This window comes from Clostridium weizhouense (assembly GCF_019431045.1).
GTDB classification, from domain to species: domain Bacteria; phylum Bacillota; class Clostridia; order Clostridiales; family Clostridiaceae; genus Clostridium; species Clostridium weizhouense.
The window spans coordinates 278,866-303,703 of sequence record NZ_JAHXPT010000002.1 but is presented as its reverse complement, the minus strand read 5'-3'; the positions used below and the strand labels follow the sequence as shown (position 1 = coordinate 303,703).

At 25.0% G+C, this 24,838-nt stretch carries 28 protein-coding genes and 1 tRNA gene; 19 read left to right on the top strand and 10 right to left on the bottom strand.

Annotation, left to right across the window (positions count from 1 at the left end; all coding sequences use genetic code 11):
• The first annotated feature begins 52 nt into the window (after positions 1–52).
• The 4 genes from KYD98_RS04120 (at position 53) to KYD98_RS04105 (ending at position 1,971) form a co-directional block, all read left to right on the top strand.
• Positions 53–460, top strand: coding sequence for a hypothetical protein (locus KYD98_RS04120; RefSeq protein ID WP_219778315.1), 408 nt, complete (start codon positions 53–55; stop codon positions 458–460).
• Between the two features lie 78 nt (positions 461–538).
• Complete coding sequence (locus KYD98_RS04115; protein ID WP_219778314.1) at positions 539–1,009, top strand: SPOCS domain-containing protein; 471 nt, start codon at positions 539–541, stop codon at positions 1,007–1,009.
• A 19-nt stretch (positions 1,010–1,028) separates the two neighbouring features.
• Positions 1,029–1,514, top strand: a complete 486-nt coding sequence (locus tag KYD98_RS04110) for a hypothetical protein (RefSeq protein WP_219778313.1) — start codon at positions 1,029–1,031, stop codon at positions 1,512–1,514.
• Between the two features lie 100 nt (positions 1,515–1,614).
• Complete coding sequence (locus KYD98_RS04105) at positions 1,615–1,971, top strand: hypothetical protein (protein ID WP_219778312.1); 357 nt, start codon at positions 1,615–1,617, stop codon at positions 1,969–1,971.
• A gap of 104 nt (positions 1,972–2,075) precedes the next feature.
• Here the strand turns inward: KYD98_RS04105 and KYD98_RS04100 are convergent, their stop codons facing one another.
• Genes KYD98_RS04100 through KYD98_RS04080 form a run of 5 tightly spaced genes read right to left on the bottom strand, consistent with a single transcriptional unit; the run spans position 2,076 to position 5,900 of the window.
• Positions 2,076–2,522: a hypothetical protein gene (locus KYD98_RS04100; protein WP_219778311.1), complete on the bottom strand. Its 447-nt coding sequence runs from the start codon at positions 2,520–2,522 to the stop codon at positions 2,076–2,078.
• Positions 2,523–2,538: 16 nt separating this feature from the next.
• Positions 2,539–3,654 (bottom strand): glycosyltransferase, encoded by a 1,116-nt coding sequence (locus KYD98_RS04095; RefSeq protein WP_219778310.1) that lies wholly within the window; start codon positions 3,652–3,654, stop codon positions 2,539–2,541.
• 3 nt (positions 3,655–3,657) lie between these two features.
• The gene (locus KYD98_RS04090; RefSeq protein ID WP_219778309.1) at positions 3,658–4,164 is read right to left on the bottom strand and encodes a hypothetical protein; all 507 of its coding nucleotides are present in this window, start codon (positions 4,162–4,164) and stop codon (positions 3,658–3,660) included.
• A gap of 11 nt (positions 4,165–4,175) precedes the next feature.
• Positions 4,176–4,577, bottom strand: a complete 402-nt coding sequence (locus KYD98_RS04085; protein ID WP_219778308.1) for a hypothetical protein — start codon at positions 4,575–4,577, stop codon at positions 4,176–4,178.
• A gap of 12 nt (positions 4,578–4,589) precedes the next feature.
• Complete coding sequence (locus tag KYD98_RS04080; protein ID WP_219778307.1) at positions 4,590–5,900, bottom strand: hypothetical protein; 1,311 nt, start codon at positions 5,898–5,900, stop codon at positions 4,590–4,592.
• A gap of 195 nt (positions 5,901–6,095) precedes the next feature.
• Here KYD98_RS04080 and KYD98_RS04075 point away from each other — a divergent pair, with 195 nt between their 5' ends.
• The 12 genes from KYD98_RS04075 to KYD98_RS04020 all read left to right on the top strand — a co-directional run bounded on the left by KYD98_RS04075 (position 6,096) and on the right by KYD98_RS04020 (position 19,272).
• A complete protein-coding gene (locus KYD98_RS04075; protein ID WP_219778306.1) occupies positions 6,096–7,766 on the top strand; it encodes a DUF11 domain-containing protein in 1,671 nt (556 codons plus the stop codon).
• A gap of 384 nt (positions 7,767–8,150) precedes the next feature.
• A complete protein-coding gene (locus KYD98_RS04070; RefSeq protein ID WP_219778305.1) occupies positions 8,151–8,636 on the top strand; it encodes a hypothetical protein in 486 nt (161 codons plus the stop codon).
• Between the two features lie 195 nt (positions 8,637–8,831).
• Positions 8,832–9,308, top strand: coding sequence for a DUF3794 domain-containing protein (locus KYD98_RS04065; protein ID WP_219778304.1), 477 nt, complete (start codon positions 8,832–8,834; stop codon positions 9,306–9,308).
• A gap of 13 nt (positions 9,309–9,321) precedes the next feature.
• On the top strand, positions 9,322–9,804 hold the full coding sequence (locus KYD98_RS04060) for a hypothetical protein (RefSeq protein ID WP_219778303.1): 483 nt from the start codon (positions 9,322–9,324) through the stop codon (positions 9,802–9,804).
• Positions 9,805–9,820: 16 nt separating this feature from the next.
• The gene (locus tag KYD98_RS04055; protein WP_219778302.1) at positions 9,821–11,062 is read left to right on the top strand and encodes an SPOCS domain-containing protein; all 1,242 of its coding nucleotides are present in this window, start codon (positions 9,821–9,823) and stop codon (positions 11,060–11,062) included.
• 98 nt (positions 11,063–11,160) lie between these two features.
• Entirely contained in the window at positions 11,161–11,970 is an 810-nt protein-coding gene (locus KYD98_RS18370; RefSeq protein WP_219778301.1) for a COG1361 family protein, read from the top strand.
• Between the two features lie 93 nt (positions 11,971–12,063).
• The gene (locus tag KYD98_RS18365; RefSeq protein WP_444546595.1) at positions 12,064–12,888 is read left to right on the top strand and encodes a BclA C-terminal domain-containing protein; all 825 of its coding nucleotides are present in this window, start codon (positions 12,064–12,066) and stop codon (positions 12,886–12,888) included.
• A 172-nt stretch (positions 12,889–13,060) separates the two neighbouring features.
• The gene (locus KYD98_RS04040; RefSeq protein WP_219778299.1) at positions 13,061–13,867 is read left to right on the top strand and encodes a DUF11 domain-containing protein; all 807 of its coding nucleotides are present in this window, start codon (positions 13,061–13,063) and stop codon (positions 13,865–13,867) included.
• Positions 13,868–13,915: 48 nt separating this feature from the next.
• On the top strand, positions 13,916–15,367 hold the full coding sequence (locus KYD98_RS18085; protein ID WP_308462429.1) for a spore surface glycoprotein BclB: 1,452 nt from the start codon (positions 13,916–13,918) through the stop codon (positions 15,365–15,367).
• Between the two features lie 341 nt (positions 15,368–15,708).
• Positions 15,709–16,854 carry a glycosyltransferase family 2 protein gene (locus KYD98_RS04030; RefSeq protein ID WP_219778298.1) on the top strand — a complete coding sequence of 382 codons (1,146 nt, stop codon included), beginning with the start codon at positions 15,709–15,711 and terminating at the stop codon, positions 16,852–16,854.
• A 27-nt stretch (positions 16,855–16,881) separates the two neighbouring features.
• The gene (locus KYD98_RS04025) at positions 16,882–18,585 is read left to right on the top strand and encodes a bifunctional glycosyltransferase family 2 protein/class I SAM-dependent methyltransferase (RefSeq protein WP_219778297.1); all 1,704 of its coding nucleotides are present in this window, start codon (positions 16,882–16,884) and stop codon (positions 18,583–18,585) included.
• Positions 18,586–19,272 carry a glycosyltransferase family protein gene (locus KYD98_RS04020; protein WP_219778296.1) on the top strand — a complete coding sequence of 229 codons (687 nt, stop codon included), beginning with the start codon at positions 18,586–18,588 and terminating at the stop codon, positions 19,270–19,272.
• 191 nt (positions 19,273–19,463) lie between these two features.
• Here KYD98_RS04020 and KYD98_RS04015 read toward each other — a convergent pair whose 3' ends face one another.
• The 4 genes from KYD98_RS04015 to KYD98_RS18080 all read right to left on the bottom strand — a co-directional run bounded on the left by KYD98_RS04015 (position 19,464) and on the right by KYD98_RS18080 (position 22,378).
• The gene (locus KYD98_RS04015; RefSeq protein ID WP_219778295.1) at positions 19,464–20,534 is read right to left on the bottom strand and encodes a glycosyltransferase family 4 protein; all 1,071 of its coding nucleotides are present in this window, start codon (positions 20,532–20,534) and stop codon (positions 19,464–19,466) included.
• Positions 20,535–20,568: 34 nt separating this feature from the next.
• Complete coding sequence (gene rfbA / locus KYD98_RS04010) at positions 20,569–21,450, bottom strand: glucose-1-phosphate thymidylyltransferase RfbA (RefSeq protein WP_219778294.1); 882 nt, start codon at positions 21,448–21,450, stop codon at positions 20,569–20,571.
• A 38-nt stretch (positions 21,451–21,488) separates the two neighbouring features.
• Entirely contained in the window at positions 21,489–21,977 is a 489-nt protein-coding gene (locus KYD98_RS04005; protein WP_219778293.1) for a hypothetical protein, read from the bottom strand.
• Between the two features lie 272 nt (positions 21,978–22,249).
• Positions 22,250–22,378, bottom strand: coding sequence for a hypothetical protein (locus tag KYD98_RS18080; protein WP_258049620.1), 129 nt, complete (start codon positions 22,376–22,378; stop codon positions 22,250–22,252).
• A 668-nt stretch (positions 22,379–23,046) separates the two neighbouring features.
• On the opposite strand from KYD98_RS18080, the gene KYD98_RS04000 reads away from it, so the two are divergent.
• Together KYD98_RS04000 and KYD98_RS03995 are read left to right on the top strand one after the other, a co-directional pair.
• Positions 23,047–23,502 carry a DUF3990 domain-containing protein gene (locus tag KYD98_RS04000; protein WP_053341553.1) on the top strand — a complete coding sequence of 152 codons (456 nt, stop codon included), beginning with the start codon at positions 23,047–23,049 and terminating at the stop codon, positions 23,500–23,502.
• The gene (locus tag KYD98_RS03995) at positions 23,495–23,941 is read left to right on the top strand and encodes a hypothetical protein (protein WP_219778292.1); all 447 of its coding nucleotides are present in this window, start codon (positions 23,495–23,497) and stop codon (positions 23,939–23,941) included. Before KYD98_RS04000 ends, KYD98_RS03995 begins: the two co-directional genes overlap by 8 nt.
• Before the next feature lie 249 nt (positions 23,942–24,190).
• On the opposite strand, the gene KYD98_RS03990 is transcribed toward KYD98_RS03995, so the two are convergent.
• Positions 24,191–24,265: transfer RNA gene (locus KYD98_RS03990), tRNA-Glu, on the bottom strand.
• Positions 24,266–24,590: 325 nt separating this feature from the next.
• On the opposite strand from KYD98_RS03990, the gene KYD98_RS03985 reads away from it, so the two are divergent.
• Positions 24,591–24,755, top strand: a complete 165-nt coding sequence (locus KYD98_RS03985) for a hypothetical protein (protein ID WP_219778291.1) — start codon at positions 24,591–24,593, stop codon at positions 24,753–24,755.
• The last annotated feature ends 83 nt before the right edge of the window (positions 24,756–24,838 follow it).

The window sequence follows — 24,838 nt, the reverse complement described above, 5'->3', positions numbered from 1 at the left end:
TTATTATAAAATACTTTATGTATATGATTTTATAGAAAAGGGGGAGGAGGAAATGTCAATTATATATAATGAAAGAATAAAAAATAACGAATATTACAATAAAAAAGAAAATAATATTAAAAATAAAAAAGAAGATTATACTTATAATTTAAACGTACAGAAAGAAAAAGATTATAGAAGTAAGTATATAGATTTGAATTTAAATGGAATATGTAATGAAAAGTATGTGGATATACAAATGGAAGAAGTAAAATACATTAATATATCTGGAATACTTAGAGATAAGAATGGAAACATAGTAAAAAATAAAAAGGTTACTTTATTTAGATGTGAATTAATAAATTATAGAACAGAATATATTCCAATTTGCAATATGATCACAGATGAAAAAGGCGTATATCAAACAGTAATAGAGGATAGTTATAAAGATGCTCATTACTTTGTAAAAGTTGCTGATTAATAATTGTTATATACGTGTGGAGTTTAATATTTACTTAATCCACACGTTATAAAATAAATATTAGATAAGGAGTATGTAATGATTAACATATATGAAAATTTAATTGAATATTCAGGGATATCAGAATATATTCCTAAAGATCTTACTTGCTATAAAGAATTTAATTTAGAAAGTATAATAGATTTACCACTTAATAGACCCACATTGAAAGAGATAATAAAGGTAAGCATGAAGCCTATAATAAATAGTACAAGAATAATAGATACACCACAAGGAAAGTCTTTAGAAGGACAAGAATTGACTGGTAAAAAATATATTATTGAAGGAGAAGTTAAATTAAGAATAGATTACTTAGCAGAAAATGAAAAGAACAAAATATATTGTATTTACCATAAACAGAACTTTTCTAGTGGTATGATTCTGCATAAAGATATGGTAAATTCTCATATCCTTATACCATCTATTTTTATAGAAGAAATTAATGCAGAACTATTAAGTAATGAACAAATAATAGTATTGGTTACATTGCTATCAACAGTTGAAAAGTAAGATTAAAGGAGGGAGGAATATGAATAGTTCAAATAATTTTATTGAAATATTAGGTGTAGATGATTGTAAAAATATAAAATCAAATTATTTTAAAGAATTTGATTTTCAAAGTAATATAAAATTAGAGGACAATAGTATAGAGAAAATCTTATCTATTAATGTAAACATAAATATAGAATCAACTGATATAATAAAAACCCCTATAATGTTATCAAATGAAGGTGTATTTTTTAGTGGGTATAAGTTAAAAGTTGAATTAATAATGAATATGAAAATAAAGTATATGTTTCAAAATACTTTAGGTTTAAATGACAATAAATTGGTGAAAACAGTATATATTGTTTTACCTTTAGAACATAATAACACTAATATGATAGATTTATTAAGAAAGAAGAAAATAATAATAAATTCCTATATAGAGGATATATATTGTGAATTAAGAGAGGAAAATTTAATATACACAAACATATCTGCAATAGTAACTGCTAATTTTACAGAAAGTTAAATAAGTTATATATAAAATATTATTTAACTAAAGAAATATAATGTAGTTACAATGGTTAAATAATATATTGTATACCAGGTAGTGATAGGAGATAATATTAATGATACAAGTTGATATAGAATTTATTCATAAAGTATTGGATAGTAATATACAGATACAAGAATTAGTTGATATGAATATAGAGATTGCAAACCTCAGATATAATTATATTAATAATAGAAAAAATATAATTATTATGGCAAAAGTAATATTTGATATAGAATATATACCAATAGATAAAATGGAAATTAGAAATTTAGAAATAAAAAAATTATTAAATAAATTTATAAATTTAGATAAATCAGTATTGCATAAAAATAATTATGATAAAAATTTTGAAATAGTTAATAAGAAAATTAAATTGATAGAAGAAAATACAATATTTGCCAATGCATCTATAGATTTAATGATTTCTTAATGGAAAATTTAAATAATAATAGATTAAATAAAAATTGATGTATATTTAATTATAAAAATATACATCAATTTTTATTTAATACATGTTTCCTAAAAGCAAGAAGTTTAAGAACTATTTTCTATCAAGACGTATATAAATGTCAAATTAATTTTATTATCTGAAGATTTCCATAAGCATATTAATTCAGGTGATATATTTATAGTAGAATCTTTATTACAGCATATCAAAAAATCGCCAAATACATACGTTAAATTAAAAAATTTAATTTCTAAGTTATTTTTATATTCGATTCTTATAGAAACTAGTATTTTTACATTTTTTAAATATTCGTTATGAAGTTTAAAGTCATTGTTATTATTAGAAGATATTATAGAAGTACCTAAATATGATAATGAAATATCATATGATATATTAGTGATATCATCTAATGGAAAATATAAGGAATAGTTTAAATCACATACAGTAGAATTTATTTTATAATTATCAAATTCAGGTAATATTTTTTTGCTAGGAACAAATACAAAAGAATTTAGATTTTTTTCCCATCCCACTAAATCACATCCATTCTTATAAAATATTTTGGTATATATTATAAAAACTCTCAAATACACCATCAATATGAAATTTATTCAGTATAGAATAAATTTCATCAGTATTAGTACTAATTTTTTCAAAATTATTCACAGAAAGATCAATATCATAAGCATCTATATAATTTGAAATATATATAGGGTAATCTTCTAAAAATTCTAAGTTATTATAAGTTTGATATGCCAATATGTTTGTATTTAAAAATAACGCATATAAAGTAGTTATGTTTAATTCATTAAAAGGATTTAAGTTTATAAAACATATAGATGAATTTATTAAATTAATAAAATCATCATAATTTAATGAGTTAAGAAAAATAACTTTAGAAGTTAAGTTAATTCGATCAATAAAAGAAATTAGTTCATAATATAGATATTTATTTTTATTAAGATATGTTAAAGATAATATTAATTTTACATTACTATTATTTGAATAATATTTAAATAATTTTAAAGTATCAATAAGAGTATTTCTTGGATTTATTTCTCCTATATAAATATAATAGTCGCCAGTAATATTAAATTTGCTTTTAACGTAGATTTTACTTAAAGGTTTACTTTTATTTATTAAATTAAATGGAATAACTGGTGGAATAACATGAATTTTTTTATTATTGATTGAAAAAAAATTACATAAATCTTTTTTCATAAAATTATAAGGCACAATAATTGAATCAGTGAAATTTAAAGTTTTTGTAACTCTATCTAAGTACATTTTATAGTATGAATTATCTAAAGAACTTTCAGAAGTTAATGGTAAAGTTGTATATATAGTAGATATTTTTGCAGCATTAAAATTTTCACATAAAGAAAAACCGTTATGAAAGCAATGATAAATGTCTATGTTATTTTTATTTACAAATTCTATAAGATTATAATTATTATTCAAAGAGAAATCTAATGATTTAATTTCAGGAATTTCAGGAATAATATCTTTTAATGAATTATTTGATATTAATTTTTCTTTTATGATGATTGGATTAATATTAGTTAGTTTACTATAATTTAGTAAAGTTTTTAAATGGCTAATAGAGTATTTAAATACCTCACTATCAATTAAAAAACAGGGAAGAGCATAATATAAAATATTCATAAATCAAATAAACTCCTTATCAAATAATAATTTAATGTTATCATTAATAAAATCACTATTGTTTTCTATTGTGGGATTAACAATTTGATTATTAGGTATATTATTTGTAGAAAAATCAAGGCCGACGACTATATTAAATTCTATATTGAATTCTGAATTTATATAAGCATAACCATCAAATAAAAGTAATTCACAATTTTCTATTTTATTAAATGTTTTATTATTGATTATAAAATTATAATCATAATTAGAAAAAATCGCTTTATCAAAATTATCTATACTAATAATATTAAAAGTAAATTTACAATTAAAAATATTTAAATTCATATCTTGAAATTTTATAGAAGAAATATTAATTATATCTGAACTAATAGAAATATCAAATAAACTTTTAAAAGAAGAATCAGTTACAATACTTCCTCTAATTGTACGCACATATATATTTTGGAGCAGCTTGTCACTTAAAGCATTTTTATCACTTAAACATTTAATAGAAAAAATTTTATTCATTAAAAGACCTTTTAATAAGGAGAAATTGATATATAAACATAAATATCAGATGTATTTAATAACTTTAAGTGAAGGTTTGAAATTTTAGGATTAAAATTATTTAAAGAAAAATTATTAGTAATAGGAAAATATAAAGGGCAATAAAGATAATCATTAAATATGCTTATTGTATCATCTTTATTATTATCAATATATTCTATATTAAATTTAATATTACATATACAATAATACATATTTTCTAATGTATTACTTTGAGTATTAAAAATCACATCTAAATCGCTATATACTTTAAGAATATTTTTGGGATGAATATTATCAGGAAAATGTATAATTTTCTCTGTTACTATAGGCGAATTATATTTTGAGTTATTATCTACACCATAATATTCAATTGGTAAATCTTCAAAAAACATAAAAAAACATCCCTACTTTCTAACTAATAAATTTAAATGCGGAGAAAATAATTTTAATGCTAGTTTAGGTTTTTCACCAGGCTTCATAATATATATATTAAAAAGTTTAAGTTGATTAGAAGAAAAAATTATATTACCTCTGTTATCTACTTCTAAAGATGAAATAATAAAATTTCCCTTTAATAATTCATTAAATAATAAATTCTTAATATCTAATGACAATATATAACTAACATTATTATATATACCAGAAATAATAATGATATTACTTGAAAAAAATACTAAATTATTAATTATAAAATCATTAAAAGGTATTAAAACATCTGTTGTTGATTTATCAATAACATTAATTAATTGTAAATTATTTTTATTAGTACCTATTAGAATATCATGAGAAGTATTTATATATATATCATTAAAAGTACATTCTTTATTCAATAAAATATCATTATAAATATCTAAAATAATTAAATGTTCCTTTTCTTCAGTAGAAACTATAAAACTTAATATATTATTACTAAAATTAAAGCTTTTAATTTTAGATTTTTCATTAAATTTATATATTAATGTTTCTAAATTATTCTTTATATCTACAAGTATAATATAATTATTAAATTCATTATTTCTATAAATTATAAATTTATTCTTGGAAATGTTACAAAACCATTTTAATAAACTATCATTGAATAAAAAGACTTCATTATTAGTTAATAGTAAATACTGATAAATGTTATCATTTATATAATAATAAAAACAATCTTCATAATAAGAAAAACAAATATGTTTATAATCTCTATGTGAAAAATTTAATTGAATTAAATTTTTAAATAAGATATCAGATGCATATAAAAAATTTTGAGATTTTTCATCAATCACATTATAAATAATACTTAATGAATGTAAAATTTCAATTTTATTAATAATTATTAATGAAATTAAAATATAAGAAGTATCATAATTTAATAAAGACATTGAAATAATATCACAAATAGGCTTTAATTTCTTTTTAATATTAATCTTATGTAAATCAAATCCATCAATTTTATTTGGCAAAGTAATTAGATCATAGCAATAATATTCATATTTAAAAATACTTAAAGCAGATGAATTTGGTACAGTATATAAAATTTTAAATAAGAAAGAAATATTTAATCTTACAGAATTATCAACTAACTCCCAATTATTAATACTTTGATCACAAGTGTAAGAAACGATATTGCAAGTATTAATATTATTTAAAGGGATATTAACATTAATACTTTTAATAGAAAAGAAATCTATTTGACTAGTATCATAATTAAAGAATTTCTTCAAAGAATGCATAATACCTCCTATAAAATTTGATTTATACTAATGTCTATGTAGTTAGTATAAGAAATATAAGCTATTATAAAAATTAATAATAAAAAATCAAGCTATTATTTATGTAATAAAAAAATTCTTAATGGAATAATTATATTATTAATGATATATAGTAAGTGGGATTATGTATATTAATAAAAAGGAGGAGTTTGTTGGATGGGGAAAGAGTTTGAGAGTGAGATAAAAAAAAATAGTGTTAAAGATAATAGTGAATTAGCTTGTGATATTGATATAAAGCTTAAGTCGAGCAATAATAATGTTGATTTTGGAAAAATGTTTACCTACACAATATCAATTGTTAATAAAAGTAAATATGATCTTTTAGATGTAAATATAATGCAAAAAATAGATGAGGAATTAAAAATACACGATGCAACAATAGATTCTATAAATATTAAGAATATAAATAGATATAATAAATTTATAATATTTTATATAGATAAAATAAAAGAAGGAGAAACTAAAGTAATAGAAGTTATTGCTGAATTAACCAATACTGATAATAAAAAATATATTAAAAGTCAAGCTAAATTAGAAGCAACATATCTGGATGAGAGTAAAAGTAATATAATATTATATTCAAATAAATGTAATATCCATGTATTAACACCTAAATTATTATTAACCAAAAAAGCATTAGTTTCTGAAGCGATAGTAGGAGAAACTGTAAAATTTAAAATATTAGTACAAAATAAAGGAAATATAGATATAAATAATGTAATAATTAGAGATATATTAAAACCAGAATTGAAATTTTTAAATAATACAATTAAAGTAGACAACATAAATGTATCTAATGAAAGTATATTATCAGGTATAAATTTAGGAGTATTAAAGAAAGATGATATAAAAGAAATAGAATTTGATGCTAAGATACTTTCTAAACCAGATTCGGGAATAATAACCAATGTTTCTATTGGTCAATATGAGTATAATCTTGCAGGAGAAGATAAAATAAGAGAAGGAAATGCTATAAGCAATGAAAATAGAATAAATATACAATTAGCAAGCTTAAAAATTAATAAAGTAGCTGATAAGAAAGAAGTATCATTAGGAGAAGAGATTAATTATGAGATTGAAATAGAGAATGATGGAACATTAGAAATAAAAAGCATAATATTAAATGAAAAAATAAGTGATTTGTTAATTATAGAGGATGGAGGATTTGCTATTAATGGGCAAATTGTAAATAATATAAATTTATCGGAAGGTATATTAATAGGAAATTTAAATATTGGTGAAAAAGTAACTATAACTTATAAAGCTAAATATACAAAATCAAACAATAATTCAAAAATAATAAATGTAACAAAAGTAAATTTTAATTACAAACAAACTTCAGGATTAATCTTTAAAGGAAATGAAATTGAAAAAATATTAGATATTGATTCAACAATTTCAACATTTAAATATGTGTGCAGATCAGAGAAAATTTATAAAGGAGATAATAAACCTTGTATTGGAGATGTATATAAGGTTACTTCAGAGATAAAGATATTAGAGTATCATATTGTTGAAACAATAAAAGGACAATCAAATGAAGGTCAAAATTTAACGGGATATAAAATAGTATTGCAAGGTATAATAAAAGAAATTATAGAGTATTCATCTTGTGATTGTAAAAAATTACTTTATACTATAACTGAACATATACCATTTTCTGAATTTATTGTATTACCGTTAGATTTTAAATTAGGAAGTAAAATAAGCATAGATTATAAAATAGAAGATATTAGTTTTAGAAAGAGAGACATAGAATCAGTTTATACTAATGTATGTCTGCTATTAATAGCTAAGATTCAACCATATATATCAAATTTGTCTTAATATTAAGCTATCATAAAGCGATAAAACGTTTTGTGGTAGCTTTTTTATGCGTAAAAAAGATACATTTTTAAAGCTATTGATATGAATTATGATAGATAATTTGTGTATAAAAATATAATGAAAAATGACATTATATAGTGTTTTTTTTATTAAAAAAAAATTAATAAACTACTCACACATTAATTGATTAAATAATATATTAGTTACTATGGAATGAGAAATGATTATTAAGAATGAAGAAAACAGGAGTTAAGATTGATGTTATCTTTTGTTTTGTTCATTGTTCTTTTGGAATGATATTTAATTTTTAATCTATCATATTTACAAAGATTTATAAGGACAATGTTCATATAAATAATAAAGTATAAATTTAGGAGGAAAATTATGAATAAAAATTATTACAATTACAATTCAGGAATGAAATATGGATGCAATGATAAAAAGAAGGTGGCAGAAGTATGTGAGTCATGTAATAACTCATGTCCAGATGATTCATATGTAGTAGGAAATAGTATAGACTTCTGTATAGACAATTGTGACAGTGAAATTAAAGCTGACATTACTGTAAGTTATAGAGAAAGTGTAAGAGTTTGGGGACAAATAAAAGATTGTTCATGCAAACCTGTACCATACGCATATTTGAAATTAATTAAAATTACACCTAATGGTTGTTATGAAGGAATAGCACATACTATTTCAGATTGTTTAGGTTTTTATCAATTTGATATCTGTCCATGCACAGATGGAACATGTTTTAGAATATTAGTAGGTAAAGCATCTATAGGCGGTGTAGAAAAAGTAGTAGCAGCTGAATCAAATTGCAATCCTTGTAACCCAAATTCAGGAGTACCACAATGCGATTGTAGATAAAAGTATAAATATATTATATAAAAATAATTTGCTAATGTTTACATTAGCAAATTATTTAAGAAATTTATAAGATATATGCTTCTAAAGATATACTGTTAATTGATTAATATAATTAAAAAATATTATAAATAGATTAACTTAATTAGAACATATATTAAAAATAAAGTTTATTTGAAAAGTATAAGGAGGATAAATATGGCATCTGTTATTAGAGGATTGATTGAATATAATGGGATTGATAATTGTACCAAAAATAATATGAAGAATTTTAGACAAATAAATTATGAAAGTACTTTTTGTGTGCCATGTCAAAAACCAGATATAGAACAAATTGTAAAAGTGTATGCTGATACAGATATAGTTAAATATGAAATAATAAAAACTCCAATAGGAATATCTTTAGAAGGACAAAAAGTAACGGGTTTTAAATTATTAGTATGTGGAGATATAAATTATAAAATTCAATATGTAGCTGATGAGCCAACTCAATCAGTACACACTTTCCATCAAAGTATTCCATTTTGTGGTTATATAGTATTACCAGAAAAATTTAATCCTGGATCATATATTAATCCATCTGCATTAATAGAAGATATATCAGTAGAGCAGATGGATTCAAGATGTGTATACTCAAATATAACCTTGTTATTAGTTACAGATATAAGTTGTTAAAGGAGGAGTTAAAATGGCAATATTTAAAGGTGTATGCACTCAAAATATATTACCTAGAGAAGCAATGTATTTTAAAGAAGAAGAAATATCAGAGATTTTAGAAATACCTTGTCAAAAACCAGATATAGAGAATATATTGTCTGTTATAGTATCACCAGAAGTTGAAAGTTTAAGAATTGTTGAAACAGAGGTAGGAACATCAAATGAAGGACAAGTTCTTACTGGAAGTAAGTTAGTTGTAGAATTAAGAATAAAAGAAAAAGTAACTTATGTTGCAGATGAACCAACACAATCTGTTCATGCAGCTCATTATGAAAATTTAAAAAGCTTTTTTGTAATAGTCCCTAATGAAGTTAAAGGAAATAATATATGTGATTTACTTCGTGCTAATAGAATAAGCGTAAATACTCATATTGAGTCTGTTTATACAAGAAAATTAAATAATAGAAATATATTTAAGTGCGCACTTCTATTTATAGATGTAAAGTTCTGTTAGAAAGGGAGGAAAAAATATGACTATCAATAATATGGATGCACAAGAATATAATATAGTATTACAAAAAAGCGTAGATAAAGAAAATGTTATAGTTGGAGATATTATAACTTATAATATCTCTATTATTAATGAAGGTGATATATTAATCGATGATGTTACTATTATTGACACATTAGTAAGTGAATTAGAATTTAAATATGGAAGTATAGTAGCAGGAAATATGCCATTACCAAATGAAAGTGTATTATCTGGAGTTAATATTGGATGTTTAAAACCAGGTGAAATTAAAACTTTAACTTTTAAGGCTAAAGTCTTATCTAGACCATGTAATGGATATATAGAAAATAGCGCTATAGCTAAATTTAGTTGTGATATTAATTTAAACAATCATTTAATGGCAATGGATATAACTAGTAATGTTGTTCAAATAAAAATTGATGTTGCAGAAATACAAATAGTTAAAAAAGCTAATAAGCAAATGGCTTCTAGAGGAGATAGTATAATTTATGAAGTTGAACTTATAAATACAGGCACTTTACAAGCTAAAAATATTTTATTTAGAGATATATTACCTAAGGAAGTATGCTTAGCGGATAATACCTTTGAAGTAAATGGACAACCAATTAATAATATAGGTCATGATATAGAAGTATATGTTGGATCTATAGATCCAGGAGAATGTATTGTATTAACTTATGTAGTTGTTGTTAATTCATCCAATTGTAGTGGATTACTTGTAAATAAAGCCACAGTAACATTTAATTATAATTTACAAAATGGATGTTTTGGAGAAAAAACATCTACATGTGGAGAAGCAGGAGTAAGTGAAGTTCATCTTGGAATAAGCACATTTAAACAAATATCAATAGATGATAATTTATGTATACCTTGTGAAAAACCAGATATAGAAGAAATTAATGATATGAAGGTAGATGCAGAAATATTAGAATGTCATGTAATAAGCACTCCAACGAGTATATCAAACGAGGGACAAATTTTATCTGGATATAAATTAATAGTTAGAGGGGTACTAAAGGAAATAATAGAATATACTTCAGATACTGTTGAACAATCAGTACATTCAGCACATTATTGTGTACCTTTCTCTAGTTTCATAATATTACCATCAACTTATGTAGTTGGTAGTAAGGTTGATATTGAAGCGATAGTTGAAGATATTTACTATAAGCAAATAAATAGTAGATGCTTCTTTAAAAATATTACACTTCTTATTAATGCCAAAATTATGTCTTGTTAATTAATTTTAATAAAGTCAGTATATAGGGATTATAAGGTAATTTATAAGATTTTTTAATTTTATAATTTAAAATGTTTTAGAAAGGAGAAGGGTAACGCGTGGTAGAATTAAAAGTTACAAAAAGTGCTGATAAAAGTTATGTATTTTTTGGAATATCAAATGTAATTAAATATTCTGTAGTTATAACTAATATAGGAGATACTAAAGCCACTTGTGTAAAATTAAGGGATGTCATTAGTAAAGGTGGATACTTTATACCAGGAACATTTACAGTGAATGGAACTTGTCAAAATGTTTTTGGAATAGATAATGATATTAATATAGGTTCAATAAATCCAGGCTCTAATACACTAGTTACTTTTGATGTTGAAGTAGTTAAGTTTAATCCACCAACAGAACTTATTAATAAAGCTATAGTAACTTATTGTGATGAAAATAATAATATAATAACTGTTGAAAGTCCAGAAGTAATAATACCAGTAATTAAAATTAACGTGGCAATGAAAAAAACAGTAGATAAGTGCATTGCAAAGGTTGGAGAGGTATTAAGTTATTCAGTATTAATTATTAATAATAGCAATATTAAGATAGATGATGTTGTATTTTATGATGAATTGCCTATGGAAGTAGAGTTATTTCCAGCAAGTGTGTTAATAAATCTAGAACCTCAATATATTGAAAACTTTAATGAAGGTATAGCTTTAGGAAGATTAAATCCTTATTCAAGTATTATTGTTAATTTTCAAGTTAAGATAGTTTCATTACCAGAATTATCAGTAATAAAGAATATGGGAAGAATAGAATTTAATTATACAATTTTAGATAATCAAATTCCAATTACTTCACTTGGAGATACTTGTAGTAATGAAGTGATGACTAAAGTTTTTAATAGTACTTGGACATGTTAATGTTCAAAATATAAGTAATTAATTGAATAAAAAAAGGAGTGCATTGTAGTGAACAATAAACCTTTATGTAATCAAAATATTAATCAAGGATGTATTAATTCATGTAATAATAGTTGTAGTGAATTTAATTGTAATACAAGAGTATGTCCTCCAGGTCCAATAGGACCAAGGGGAGTAACAGGAGCAACAGGAGAAACAGGTCCAGTTGGAGCAACTGGTCCAACTGGAGTAACTGGAGCAATAGGCCCAACGGGAGTACCATGTACAGGAACAACTGGTGATACAGGAGCAACAGGAGCAACAGGAGCAACAGGAGCAACAGGAGCAACTGGAGCAACAGGAGCAACTGGAGCAACAGGAACAACTGGTGATACCGGAGCAACAGGAGCAACAGGAGCAACAGGAGCAACTGGAGTAACCGGAGAAACAGGTCCAGTTGGAGCAACTGGAGCAACAGGAGCAATAGGTGATACCGGAGTAACCGGAGCAACAGGAGCAACAGGACCATCATTAACAGCATATGGTTTCTATTATACTAATACAACATTTAGTGTTAATGTTCTTTTAGGTTCTTATGCTCAAATTCCATTAAATAATCAGGGAACTGCTATTTTAAATGAAACATTAAATAATTCTACAGTAGAAGTTGGATTAGATGGTGTTTACCAATTGGACTATTATGTTGTTTCTTCGATAAATACCACTTTAGGAGCAGATTCTAGGTTGACTGTAGATGGAAGTCCAATATTAGGATCAGGTTCTAATGTTCTTGCAACAATAAGTTCTGGAACAACTTATTCAGGACAAGCTATAGTTAGATTAACTGCTGGTCAAGCAGTTGGAATTGAAATAGGTGGAATAGTAGGAGTGTTCCTTGGAAATTCTTCATCTTTAACAGTAGTAAGAATTGCAGATTAACAGATAATATAACAGGAAGTCTCAATATATTTTTTATATATTAGAGACTTCTTTGTTTTTCAAATTTTAATTTTACTGTTTTATTACCTTTTAAAAATAGAACAACTTTAGTGCTAAATTCATATAATAATACAAGGACAACAAACTAGCTATATAAGGAGGGAAGCATAAATTGGGAATATTAAGTGTAAGCAAAATCGCAGATAGAAGTTATATGTTTATTGGAATTTCTAATAAAATAAGATATTCCATAGTTATTACCAATACTGGTAACGAAAGAGTAAATTCTATAAAAGTGAATGATATATTAAGTAAAGGTGCATGTTTTATTCCAGGAACATTAACCTTAAATGGATGTAGAAAAGAAGAATTGAAAAACCAAATTATTAATATAGGCTATATGGATCCTGAAGAAAGTATCATAATAAGTTTTGATGCTAAAGTTAATCCAAATTGTCCACCAGATTATGTATCTAATAAAGCTGTAGTAACTTATATGGATAACTATAACAATAGTATGAAAGTAGAAAGCAATGAGGTAGTTACCCCTGTTATAAATATAGATGTATGCTTAAAGAAATCAGTAGACAAAAAAGTGGCTACTGTTGGTGAGATAATTAGTTATTTTATATTGATTAGAAATAATAGTAATGTAAATATAACTGAAGTAATGTTTTATGATGAATTGAGTGAATGTTTGAATTTATTACCATCTAGTGTATTTATAGGAGAAACTCCTCAATATATAGATACTTTTAATGGGGGAATAAATCTTGGTACAATTAATGCCAATTCTAGTATAACAATAAGTTTTCAAGCAGAAGTTTTATGCAGACCAAAACCATCAACAATAACTAACGTAGCAAGTGTTGATTATTACTATACTATTAGTGATAATGGCATAAATGTTACTTCAACTGGAGAATCAACAAGTAATTGTGCTACAACTAAAATACTATCAAGTAATTGTTGTTGTTAAATTATATGAATATATATTTTGATATTAAAAATATAAGGAGTGTATAATATGAGAAATCATTATGTGTATAGTCAATGTGGTAATTGTAGTAATGAATGCAATAACTGTAACCCATGTGAATGTGATAACTGTAACAATCCATGTGAATGTGGAGGCTCACAAAAGATATGTCCACCGGGTCCAATAGGACCACAAGGACCACAAGGACCAACAGGACCAACAGGTCCAGAAGGACCAACAGGAGAACAAGGGTTTACTCCAATTATAGGACCAAATGGTAATTGGTTTATTGGAGGAATAGATACTGGAGTTTATGCTAAAGGTGTTACAGGGGCAACAGGTGAAAGTCCTACTATTGGATTTAATGGAAATTGGTTTATTGGTTTAAATGATACTGGCGTTCCAGCAACAGGACCAACCGGAGCAACCGGAGCAACAGGACCAACCGGAGCAACAGGACCAACAGGAGCAATTGGGGAAACTGGAGAAATAGGAGAAACAGGAGCAACAGGAGCAACCGGAGCAACAGGAGCAACAGGACCAACAGGAGCAATTGGGGAAACTGGAGCAACAGGAGCAACCGGAGCAACAGGAGCAACCGGAGCAACAGGACCAACAGGGGCAACAGGGGCAACAGGAGCAACAGGACCAACAGGAGCAACAGGGGCAACAGGAGTAATAGGAGTAACAGGAGAAACCGGAGCAACCGGAGCAACAGGAGCAACAGGAGAAACAGGAGCAACCGGAGCAACAGGGGCAACAGGAGAAACCGGAGCAACCGGAGCAACCGGAGCAACCGGAGAAACAGGGGCAACAGGAGTAACAGGAGCAACCGGAGCAACCGGAGCAACTGGAGCAACCGGAGTAACCGGAGCAACTGGAGCAACAGGAGAGACAGGAGCAACAGGAGTAACAGGAGCAACAGGAGTAACCGGAGAAACCGGAGCAACTGGAGCAACAGGACTTGATGGATCAGGATCAATTATACCATTTGCTTCACAAACATCAGTAATTGGAACTAATTCTATTACTGGTGCTCCAAGTGATGTAGGTTTAATTGGTTTTGGAAGTGCTTCAAATTCACAACCTATAAGTGGAGGTACTATTAATCTTAATAACTTTGCACCAGACCTTAATAATTATGCATTTATGGTTCCACGTGATGGAACTATTACAGATATTTACGGTTTTGTAGTAAATAATCTAGCTACTATAACAACAATAGGAGATGCTGTAGTAACTCCATTTGTACAAGTGTGGATTTCATCACCAGCATCTAATACTTTTGTTCCTTTATCAGCTGAGATACCTTTATCACCAGTATATACTTCAGTAATAACACCTTTAAATACAGTATCTACTGGAGGTCAATCAGGATTAGCACTTCCAGTTAGTGCAGGAGATAGATTACTATTTGTAAGCGGACAAAGAATGACAGCAACTACTCCTTATGTATTAGCTCTTGATTTACAAAGAGGTGGAGGAATAACTATAGTATAAGTGATTTAATATGAGGTTTTAAAAGTAGGAATAATTTCATTTATTTTAGTGAAAATTATTTTTGCATATTAAGTAGTAAAATATATTTTTTTAGGCTGTATTAATAGAAATTTTAATACAGCCGTTTAATTTATGACATTAGTTAACTACAAGATCAAAGTATATTTATATTAAAAGAAAAAAATTATGGTACATATTTTGATTAAGTTTCATATTATAAATAAGTGATTTTTTTAATGGGAATATTGGTTTATTGTTAAATTTATTCTATTTTACAAGATTTATAAGATTAATGTTCATATAACTTAACAGATTGATTTTAAATGAAGGGAGTTATTAGTATGGATAAAAATATAACTTTAAGTTTGTGTATGATAGTTAAAGATGAAGCGAAAACATTAGAACGTTGTCTAAGTTCAGTAAAATCATTTATTGATGAAATAATAATTGTAGATACTGGTTCTAAGGATTCAACAAAAGATATAGCAAAGAAATTTAATGCAAAAATTTATGATTTTAAATGGGTTAATGATTTTGCATTAGCGAGAAATTTTTCATTTAGTAAAGCAACTAGTGAATATATATTGTGGTTAGATGGTGATGATTTTATTGATGATAAAAACATAAAAAACATTGAGGATTTACTTTGTAATTTTGATAAAACTTATGATTATGTAAGCGGAGAATATATTCTTAGTAGGAATAGCAATGGAGAAGTTAGTTATTCATTAAGAAGAAATAGGATTGTAAAAAGATCTATGAATTTTAAATGGATAGGACATGTACATGAATATTTAGAGGTATATGGAAAAGGTATGATTGGAGAATTTGCAATAGAACATGGTAAAGTTAAAGAATATACAGATAGAAACCTTCAAATATTTAGAGATATGGAAAAGAAAAAGCTCGTATTTACTCCAAGAGATCGTTTATATTATGCAAATGAATTAAAAGATAATGCTTATTATAAAGAAGCAGTTAAAAATTATAAAAAATTTCTAGGAACAAAGCAAGGATGGATAGAAGATGTAAAAACAGCATATTCAAAAATAGTTGATTGCTATAAGTTAATGGATATGAAAGATAAGGTACCATCAATAATTTTTGAATCATTTCAAGTAGATATTCCAAGAGCAGATTTATGCTGTTCATTAGGAGAATATTATATAGAAAAATCTTTAATTAAGCAATCAGCTTTTTGGTATAGAGTAGCCTTAGATTGTAGACATGAAAAGGGAAATCCAGCACCGGATTTAAAGGATTATTATACATGGATTCCAAGCCTTCAATTATGTTTATGCTATTTTAAAATGGGAAATTTAAATTGTTCTTATTTTTTTAATGAATTAGCAGCATCATTTATACCTAATTCAGAAAAAATTGAATATAATAGAAAGTATTTTAAAGATGAATTTAACAGAAGAAAAATAGAACCTCCTAAAATAAACTATCCAATAAAAACAAGTGATTATGTTGAATATTTATAAATTATATAATAAGGAGTTTTTTTATTTATGAATGGAAATATAAATGTAGGAACAGAAACATTAAATTATATAAAAGATTATAAAAGTGATACTACAGAAAGTGTACGAGCTACTAGTATAATAATTTTAACATATAATCAATTAGAATATACTAAATTGTGTATAGAAAGTATTAGAAGATTTACTCCTGAAAATTGTTATGAAATAATAGTAATAGATAATAATTCTACAGATGGAACAGTAGACTGGTTAAAAAAACAAGAAGATTTGAAATTAATATTAAATGAAAGAAATTTAGGATTTCCAGTAGGGTGTAATCAAGGTATAGATGTAGCTAAAGGAGAAAATATACTATTGTTAAATAATGATACAATAGTTACTCCTAATTGGTTAAATAATTTAGAGAAAGCTTTATATAGCAAAGATAATATAGGTGCTGTTGGGGCTATAACTAATAATTGCTCTAATGCCCAGCAAATTGGTGTAGCATATAATGATATACAAGAGATGTTAGAGTTTTCAGAGAAAATTAATATATCAAATGAAGAAAAATGGCTTTACAAGAATAGACTAGTAGGATTTTGTTATCTTATAAAAAAGGAAGTCTTAAATAAAGTAGGTGTCTTGGATCCTTTATTTACTCCTGGAAACTATGAAGATGATGATATATCATTAAGGATATTAAAGGAAGGGTATTATTTGTTATTATGTAATGACTGTTTTATACATCATTTTGGAAGTGTTTCTTTTAGTAAAGATATGAATGCTTATTCCATGTATTTTGCAATCAATAAAGCTAAATTGGATTTTAAGTGGGGATTTAATATTAGTTATAGCAATAATTCAAGAAATGATTTAATAGAAATGATGGATTGTGATGCAAGAAAAAAAATAAAAGTATTAGAAATTGGATGTGGTGCAGGTGCAACACTCATAGAATTAAAAAATAAATTTAAAAATGTAGAATTATATGGAATTGAAATAAATGAAAAGGCAGCAGAAATAGCTAAAGGAATATCTAATACCATAGTAGGAAATATAGAAAACATGGAAATAAGTTATGAGGAAAATTTTTTTGATTATATAATTTTAGGAGATGTAGTAGAACACTTAATAAATCCATGGGAAGCTATGAGTAAGTTAAGAAAATATTTAAAATTATCTGGAAAAATTATAGCGAGTATTCCTAATTTGATTCATATAAGTATTCTTAGAGAGATTATTAATGGAAAATTTACCTATACAGATCAAGGAATTTTAGATAGAACACATTTAAGATTTTTTACTTTAGAGGAAATAAGAAAATTATTTACTGTGACTGGATATGAAGTTAATGATATAAAGTATAATAATGTTTATGTAAATGAACCAGATCATGAATTAATAAATGAACTTTGTAGACTTACTAATGAAGAAATGAGAAGTCAATATTATATATATCAGTATCGTGTAAAAGCTGGTAAAATTATAGATCCTAATAGGTATATTAAAGCAGAGTTAATTAAGTTAAAATATATGCTTATGAGAATTGATAATGATGTTTGTAATGATGAAGCATTAGATTATATATTTAATATGTATGAACGTGATGAAGAATACTTTGAACATGATATTAAATATTTTATTAATAAAGAGATTATTAATAAAGAAAAAGTTCTTGATAAAATCAAACAAGAAGCTTCTAATAGAAATTTAAATGAACTTATTATTTATTTAGGGGGATTAATGTAAATGAATAATAATAAAATAAGCTTTATAATAGTTGTTAATGATGAATTGGCATATGAAGAAAGTAAGTATTATATAGATAATCTTACAGTACCAGAGGGGTTTGACATTGAAATATTACCTATTAGAAATGCAGAAAGTATAACAAAAGCTTACAATTATGCTATAGATAATTGTGATTCTAAGTATAAGGTTTATCTTCATCAAGATGTAATGATAATTAATAAAAACTTTATAGAAGATATATTAAATATATTTAATTCAGATAAAAAAATAGGATTAATTGGAATGTGCGGTGTTAAAACTATACCTGATAGTGGTATATGGTGGGAAGGAATAAATAAGTTTGGAAAAGTTTATCAAAGTAGTACTGGGGTACTTGCATTATTAGATTTTGAAAATCCGGATCAATTATATGAAGATGTAGAAGGTATTGATGGGTTGATTATGATAACACAATATGATCTTCAGTGGAGAGATGATATATTTACAGGATGGCATTTTTATGATGCTTCCCAATGTTTGGAATTTAAAAATAAAGGGTATAAAGTTGTTGTTCCTAAGCAAGATACACCATGGTGTACACATGATTGTGGAGTAGTTAATATTGCAAATGGATTTTATACTTACAGAGATTTATTTATTAAATTTTACAAGGAGTATTTAGAAATAAATAATATTCAAAATTAAATATAAATTTTAAAACTAAAATACAAAAAAGCTGACAGTAAATGATTAAAAATCAATATTTGTCAGCTTTTTATATTTAAGATAATTAAAAATATTATTTTTAAAAAAATTTATAATCAAAAATATCACAATAGTTAAAATAATTATAATTTGAACCTTTTATGCCTAATAATTTGGAATATGATATAGTTTTAAACATGTATAATTAAATTATTTAATTTAGAACAAATATCAATCCATTTTAGATTATTTTGTGCATATATTTGAGAATTTATGCAATTATTTTTTAATAAGTTATCATCAGTACAAATCTTTAAAAGAATTTCAGAAAGAGTATGTTCATTATTTGCAGACATTATTGTTCCATATTTACCGAAGTTAGTAATATCTAAAGCTCCATCTACATCAGAAGATATTAAATAACAACCATTTGATATTGCTTCAGAAAAAACATTAGCACATGCCTCACAAGGAGATGTTAAACAAAATATTTTAGCTTTTTCATATCGTTTTTTTAATTCAAATTTATTTAATTTACCAGTTAAAATAATCTTTTGAATTAGATTTGGATTTTGTTCAAAACATTTATTTAGATAATTTAAGAAAGCAGGTTCTATTGTTCCAACCAATTCTAAATTCCAATTAGTTAGTTTATTTTGGATTATTTTAAATGCCTCAACGAGAATATGATTAGCTTTATCAGAGGAACCTACTCTACCTACAAAAAGTATAGTATTTTTTTTATCTTCATATTTTACTGTTTTTTCTGGAGTGAAATCATAATACCCATTAAGGATAACTTGTATATTTAATCCCCAATTTAAATTTAAAAATTTTTGTAGTTTACTATCTTCTACAGTTATTAAATCACATTTTTTTAATGTTTCAATAATAAAGGGATCAATATTTTGATTCAATCTATTCATCCAATAACGATTAGCATCAAGTTTTAGATAAATTGTACCTTTAGGGTTTATAGTTTTATATTTATTTATAATATCTAAATTAAAATCATAAATTCCAATAAGCATAAGTACATCTGTTTTCTTTAAAGATTCTACTAAATAATCTTCATTTAGTACAAGTTCAATAGGCATGTTATCTAAATAAATGTTATTATCAATTAAATTATCTTCTTTATGCATAGTTATAATACTAGAGCTGTAATTATAATATTTTTGCATAACAAATGGAATAAGACCAACATCTTTTGTAAGTAATGAATTACAGATGTTAGATAAGAATAATGTGAATTTTTTCATGAAATTATCACTTCCTAAGATTAAATACTAAACTTTAATAAAATATTTTACCTTTAGCGACATTTTTTAAATGTTCACCATAAAGGCTGTTTCCATATTGTTTTGCACTAATAAGTAAGGAGTCTTTATTAATCCATCCATTTATAAAAGATATTTCTTCTAAACATGCTATTTTTAATCCTTGTCTAGTTTCTATAACTCGAACATATTCAGATGCCTCTGTTAAGCTATCAACAGTTCCAGTATCAAGCCAACCATAACCTCTACCTAAAGTTATTACATCAAGCTTACCTTTTTTTAGATAAATATTATTTAAATCAGTGATTTCTAATTCACCACGAGAAGATGGTTTTAAACTTTTCGCATATTCGCATACTTTATTATCATAAAAGTAAAGTCCTGTAATTGCATAATTAGATTTTGGAAGTTTTGGTTTTTCCTCCAATGAAATTGCTTTACCATATTTATTGAATTCTACTACTCCAAAGCGTTCAGGATCATCAACATAATACCCAAAAACAGTTGCAACACCTGAACTATTAACTGCTTTTTTTAAATGTTTTTTTAATCCATTACCATGAAAAATATTATCTCCTAGTATCATTGCACAATTATCATTTCCGATAAAATCTTCTCCTAATATAAATGCTTGCGCTAAACCATCAGGAGAAGGTTGTTCTTTATAAGATAAATTAATACCATAGTTTTCTCCAGTACCTAATAGTTTTTTAAAGTTAGGTAAATCTGTAGGAGTTGAAATTATTAATATATCTCTTATTCCAGCTAACATTAAAGTTGATAATGGATAGTAAATCATCGGCTTATCATATATTGGTAATAATTGTTTTGATGTTACCATTGTTAATGGATATAATCTTGAGCCACTTCCACCTGCAAGAATTATTCCTTTAGTCAAAATTATCACTTCTTTCAGATTTTAGATAAATATAGATTTTAATAACAATCTTTTAAATCATCACAATCATCATTTGGAATCATTAATCCAGTAGAAATAATTCGTTCGCAACCAGTAGAAGCTTTACTTACAACGATAGTATATTTATTTCCAGTTTGATATTCACAAATATCAAATTGATAAAATCCTTGATGATCTGTTAAAGTATGAGCAATCCCAGTTAAACCATTAGGAGTTAATTTTAATAATTTTACATAAGCATAAGGTATTTTATTACCATGAGGATCCATAATTTGTCCCCATACACGAACAGTTTTTCTAGTTTGTACAATCATATCAGCTTTGATTTCATTATCATTTTCATCAATTGAAAAATTAATACTATTACCAATTAAACAAGAAGGATTAGTATTATTTTCATAAGTATCATCATTATAAGAGATTTCTTTCTCTAATAAGTATGGGGAAGTGTTATCAGTTTCAGTTAAATAATTCATTTCGTCATAGTTAAACTCATTTTTATTCATATAAACACCTTTCTTTAAAATTATTTTTTGATAAATTATATTCATTATATAATATAGTAATTTTAATAATATATGTTACAAAATAATCAAAAAATTATAGAGTTATGAATAATAGAAAAAATATTTTATTTTATTATAAGAAAAAAATTAAGATCTAAAAGGTTAAATTAAATACCTTTTAGATCTATTTTTATCTATATAATATTTGATTTTAATCTAATATTATTAAAAAGTTATATTTATCATATACTCGGATTTACTATTGTGATATTTTACCAGAAAAATAAGAATGGTAATAAGAACCAAGCATTATTGAATCCACCGCCCCAAGAATTATTACAGCATGGATTGCAGCAACGATTGCAACAACATCTACAACAATTTCCACAACAATTTCCCATAATTCATTACTCCTTTGTTACTCATAATCATTTGTTATAGTAATAATATATGAAGAAAGTTAAAATATGTTACATAAAAATAAATTAGATTTTAAAAAGTAAAAATTTAAATAATAAAACTTAAAGTTAATTTTAAAACACAAGATATTTTAGCTTCTAAAAATCTAAAATTCTAAAAAAGAAAAGAATAAAAAAAGAAAAAAATTTTAGAAGTTTAGAATTTAAGAATTTAAGAATTTGCTTGTATAATGCGACTTGACAAGATTTTTAATTTGTAATTTTACTATTTTTTATGTATTAAAAAAATAAAACTATATATCTTATTTAACAATTGAAAATAAAATTGTTAAATAAATAGGTTATATAATTAGTAATTTAAAGTAAAAATTCTAAAGGTAGAATGTGCATGGTAGAAGTTTATTTACATGCATATTATTAAATCAAAGTACAGTTACAGTTCTTAAAAGATATGATAAAATAAATAATAGAACAGAGAATTTCATGTATTTAATATATTAAAAGTAATATATTAAGGTTATAAATTGGGATAAAATAAATTTTATGATGACTGTAGTATAGGTATATATAAGAGGGTTAAAATGAGTTTTTTAAATTATAGAATTAGTAAATTTGATTAATAATATGCTTAAAAGAAAGGGAAATGTTTTATGTTATATCATGCTTCAGGAGAAAAAGTAGAGTTTCCTGAAATCAGAAAAAGTAAGTACACTAAAGATTTTTCATGGGGATTTTATTGCACAAATAATTATGAACAAGCTGAGAAGTGGGCAAAAAGAAATAGAAAAACGCCAACAATAAATTACTACACTTATATAGAAAAAAGTAATTTGAAAATATTAAAATTTGAGGAAATGAATGATGAATGGTTAGATTTTATTGCAAAATGTAGATCAGGATTTATACATGAATATGATATTGTGGAAGGTCCTATGGCTGACGATACAGTATGGAATTTTGTAAATGATTATTTATCAGGTGATATTTCAAAAGAGATTTTTTGGCAATTAGCAAAATTTAAGCATCCAACACATCAAATAAGTTTTCATACATTAAAAGCTCTTGATTGCCTTAAGTTTGAAAGAGGTGAAATTATTAATGAATGATACTCAAAAAAATGATTTGTTTTATGTATGCTGTCTTATAGAATTTATAAGTAGAAAAAGCAAAAATAGAAGATCCACAATTGTTGAAATATTAGGTAGGAAAGAGTTATCTAGGCAATTAGATATTGCTCAGGTTAATCATTGTCTATCATTTGAGCAAGTTTCAGATGAAATAATAGAATATTTTAATATACAAGAAGGTAACTTTGATACAGTTGGATTATGTAAATACAATATTCCAAGTGTTCAATCTATAGGAAAAGTATATCAAAGATTAATATTAAGCATAATTTCAGAAAAAGATAATTTAGCAGATGTTTTATTTGAAGTATTTAATTCATTTATAAGTGATGAAATTTCAGACTTTAATTCATCAGTTTATTATAGTAATCCAGATTATTTAAAATGGTCATATTTAGAAGGAAGATTATTAGAGTAAAATAAAACCTTAAAGGTAAAAAATACCTTTAGGGTTAATTTATATACTCATTTTGTTTATCAATACTACAAATATATCTACCAATTTTTCTTAAAGCACTAGTCTTTCTATTAATAGAAGTAGAGTAGTACACATATTTTAATATAAAAAACTATGGTGTAAAAATGGTGTAAAATATAAAAAATTAGGTCGGGAAAATAAGAAAAACATCAGTGATTTAATTACCTTAAATACTGATGTTTACTACAATGGTGACCCATACGGGAATCGAACCCATGATTTCACCGTGAGAGGGTGGCGTCTTAACCTCTTGACCAATGGGCCTTACAACAAAGTTTATTATACGCTTATTAAATTATTATGTCAATATTTTCTTTACAATCAATATTTATACTTAATTGTATTAAGTAAGAATTAGAATTTATAAATAATAAAAACTTATATTTAATCTATATAAAAAACAGTATTTATATTAGCTTAAAGTTTATGCTCAAATATCAACATTTATTTTAAATATAATAATACTAAAAAAATTTATAGTTTAAGGAACAAGGCTAAATAATATATCATATAAAACTATAATAATATTTTATATGAAAGGACATACTAACTTTGTAATAAATACTGCAATGTTTAGGAGGTATTTTAAATGGCAAAGGATAGTCAACCAGATAATAAAATAGCAAGAATGGAAAAGTGTAATTATCAAACACCTATAACTGAAGAGGGACATAATCATAACCCTAATGCGAAACATAAATCTATAAAAAGAGAAGGATTTTCAAGTCGTCATTTTAATAGAGCTGGGAATTAAATTTATTAGGGCATATAAACTTGTTATTTTTGATTATGCCTAAAGCTTAACAGAGATATGTGTATTTAAAAGATATTTTTGTT

What these genes read in the sequence shown, in the direction of transcription:
- KYD98_RS04120 (WP_219778315.1), top strand. Translation starts at nt 53, where the DNA reads ATGTCAATTATATATAATGAAAGAATAAAAAATAACGAATATTACAAT.
- KYD98_RS04115 (WP_219778314.1), top strand. Translation starts at nt 539, where the DNA reads ATGATTAACATATATGAAAATTTAATTGAATATTCAGGGATATCAGAA.
- KYD98_RS04110 (WP_219778313.1), top strand. Translation starts at nt 1,029, where the DNA reads ATGAATAGTTCAAATAATTTTATTGAAATATTAGGTGTAGATGATTGT.
- KYD98_RS04105 (WP_219778312.1), top strand. Translation starts at nt 1,615, where the DNA reads ATGATACAAGTTGATATAGAATTTATTCATAAAGTATTGGATAGTAAT.
- KYD98_RS04095 (WP_219778310.1), bottom strand. Translation starts at nt 3,654, where the DNA reads ATGAATATTTTATATTATGCTCTTCCCTGTTTTTTAATTGATAGTGAG.
- KYD98_RS04090 (WP_219778309.1), bottom strand. Translation starts at nt 4,164, where the DNA reads ATGAATAAAATTTTTTCTATTAAATGTTTAAGTGATAAAAATGCTTTA.
- KYD98_RS04085 (WP_219778308.1), bottom strand. Translation starts at nt 4,577, where the DNA reads ATGTTTTTTGAAGATTTACCAATTGAATATTATGGTGTAGATAATAAC.
- KYD98_RS04080 (WP_219778307.1), bottom strand. Translation starts at nt 5,900, where the DNA reads ATGCATTCTTTGAAGAAATTCTTTAATTATGATACTAGTCAAATAGAT.
- KYD98_RS04075 (WP_219778306.1), top strand. Translation starts at nt 6,096, where the DNA reads ATGGGGAAAGAGTTTGAGAGTGAGATAAAAAAAAATAGTGTTAAAGAT.
- KYD98_RS04070 (WP_219778305.1), top strand. Translation starts at nt 8,151, where the DNA reads ATGAATAAAAATTATTACAATTACAATTCAGGAATGAAATATGGATGC.
- KYD98_RS04065 (WP_219778304.1), top strand. Translation starts at nt 8,832, where the DNA reads ATGGCATCTGTTATTAGAGGATTGATTGAATATAATGGGATTGATAAT.
- KYD98_RS04060 (WP_219778303.1), top strand. Translation starts at nt 9,322, where the DNA reads ATGGCAATATTTAAAGGTGTATGCACTCAAAATATATTACCTAGAGAA.
- KYD98_RS04055 (WP_219778302.1), top strand. Translation starts at nt 9,821, where the DNA reads ATGACTATCAATAATATGGATGCACAAGAATATAATATAGTATTACAA.
- KYD98_RS18085 (WP_308462429.1), top strand. Translation starts at nt 13,916, where the DNA reads ATGAGAAATCATTATGTGTATAGTCAATGTGGTAATTGTAGTAATGAA.
- KYD98_RS04030 (WP_219778298.1), top strand. Translation starts at nt 15,709, where the DNA reads ATGGATAAAAATATAACTTTAAGTTTGTGTATGATAGTTAAAGATGAA.
- KYD98_RS04025 (WP_219778297.1), top strand. Translation starts at nt 16,882, where the DNA reads ATGAATGGAAATATAAATGTAGGAACAGAAACATTAAATTATATAAAA.
- KYD98_RS04020 (WP_219778296.1), top strand. Translation starts at nt 18,586, where the DNA reads ATGAATAATAATAAAATAAGCTTTATAATAGTTGTTAATGATGAATTG.
- KYD98_RS04015 (WP_219778295.1), bottom strand. Translation starts at nt 20,534, where the DNA reads ATGAAAAAATTCACATTATTCTTATCTAACATCTGTAATTCATTACTT.
- KYD98_RS04005 (WP_219778293.1), bottom strand. Translation starts at nt 21,977, where the DNA reads ATGAATAAAAATGAGTTTAACTATGACGAAATGAATTATTTAACTGAA.
- KYD98_RS18080 (WP_258049620.1), bottom strand. Translation starts at nt 22,378, where the DNA reads ATGGGAAATTGTTGTGGAAATTGTTGTAGATGTTGTTGCAATCGTTGC.
- KYD98_RS04000 (WP_053341553.1), top strand. Translation starts at nt 23,047, where the DNA reads ATGTTATATCATGCTTCAGGAGAAAAAGTAGAGTTTCCTGAAATCAGA.
- KYD98_RS03995 (WP_219778292.1), top strand. Translation starts at nt 23,495, where the DNA reads ATGAATGATACTCAAAAAAATGATTTGTTTTATGTATGCTGTCTTATA.
- KYD98_RS03985 (WP_219778291.1), top strand. Translation starts at nt 24,591, where the DNA reads ATGGCAAAGGATAGTCAACCAGATAATAAAATAGCAAGAATGGAAAAG.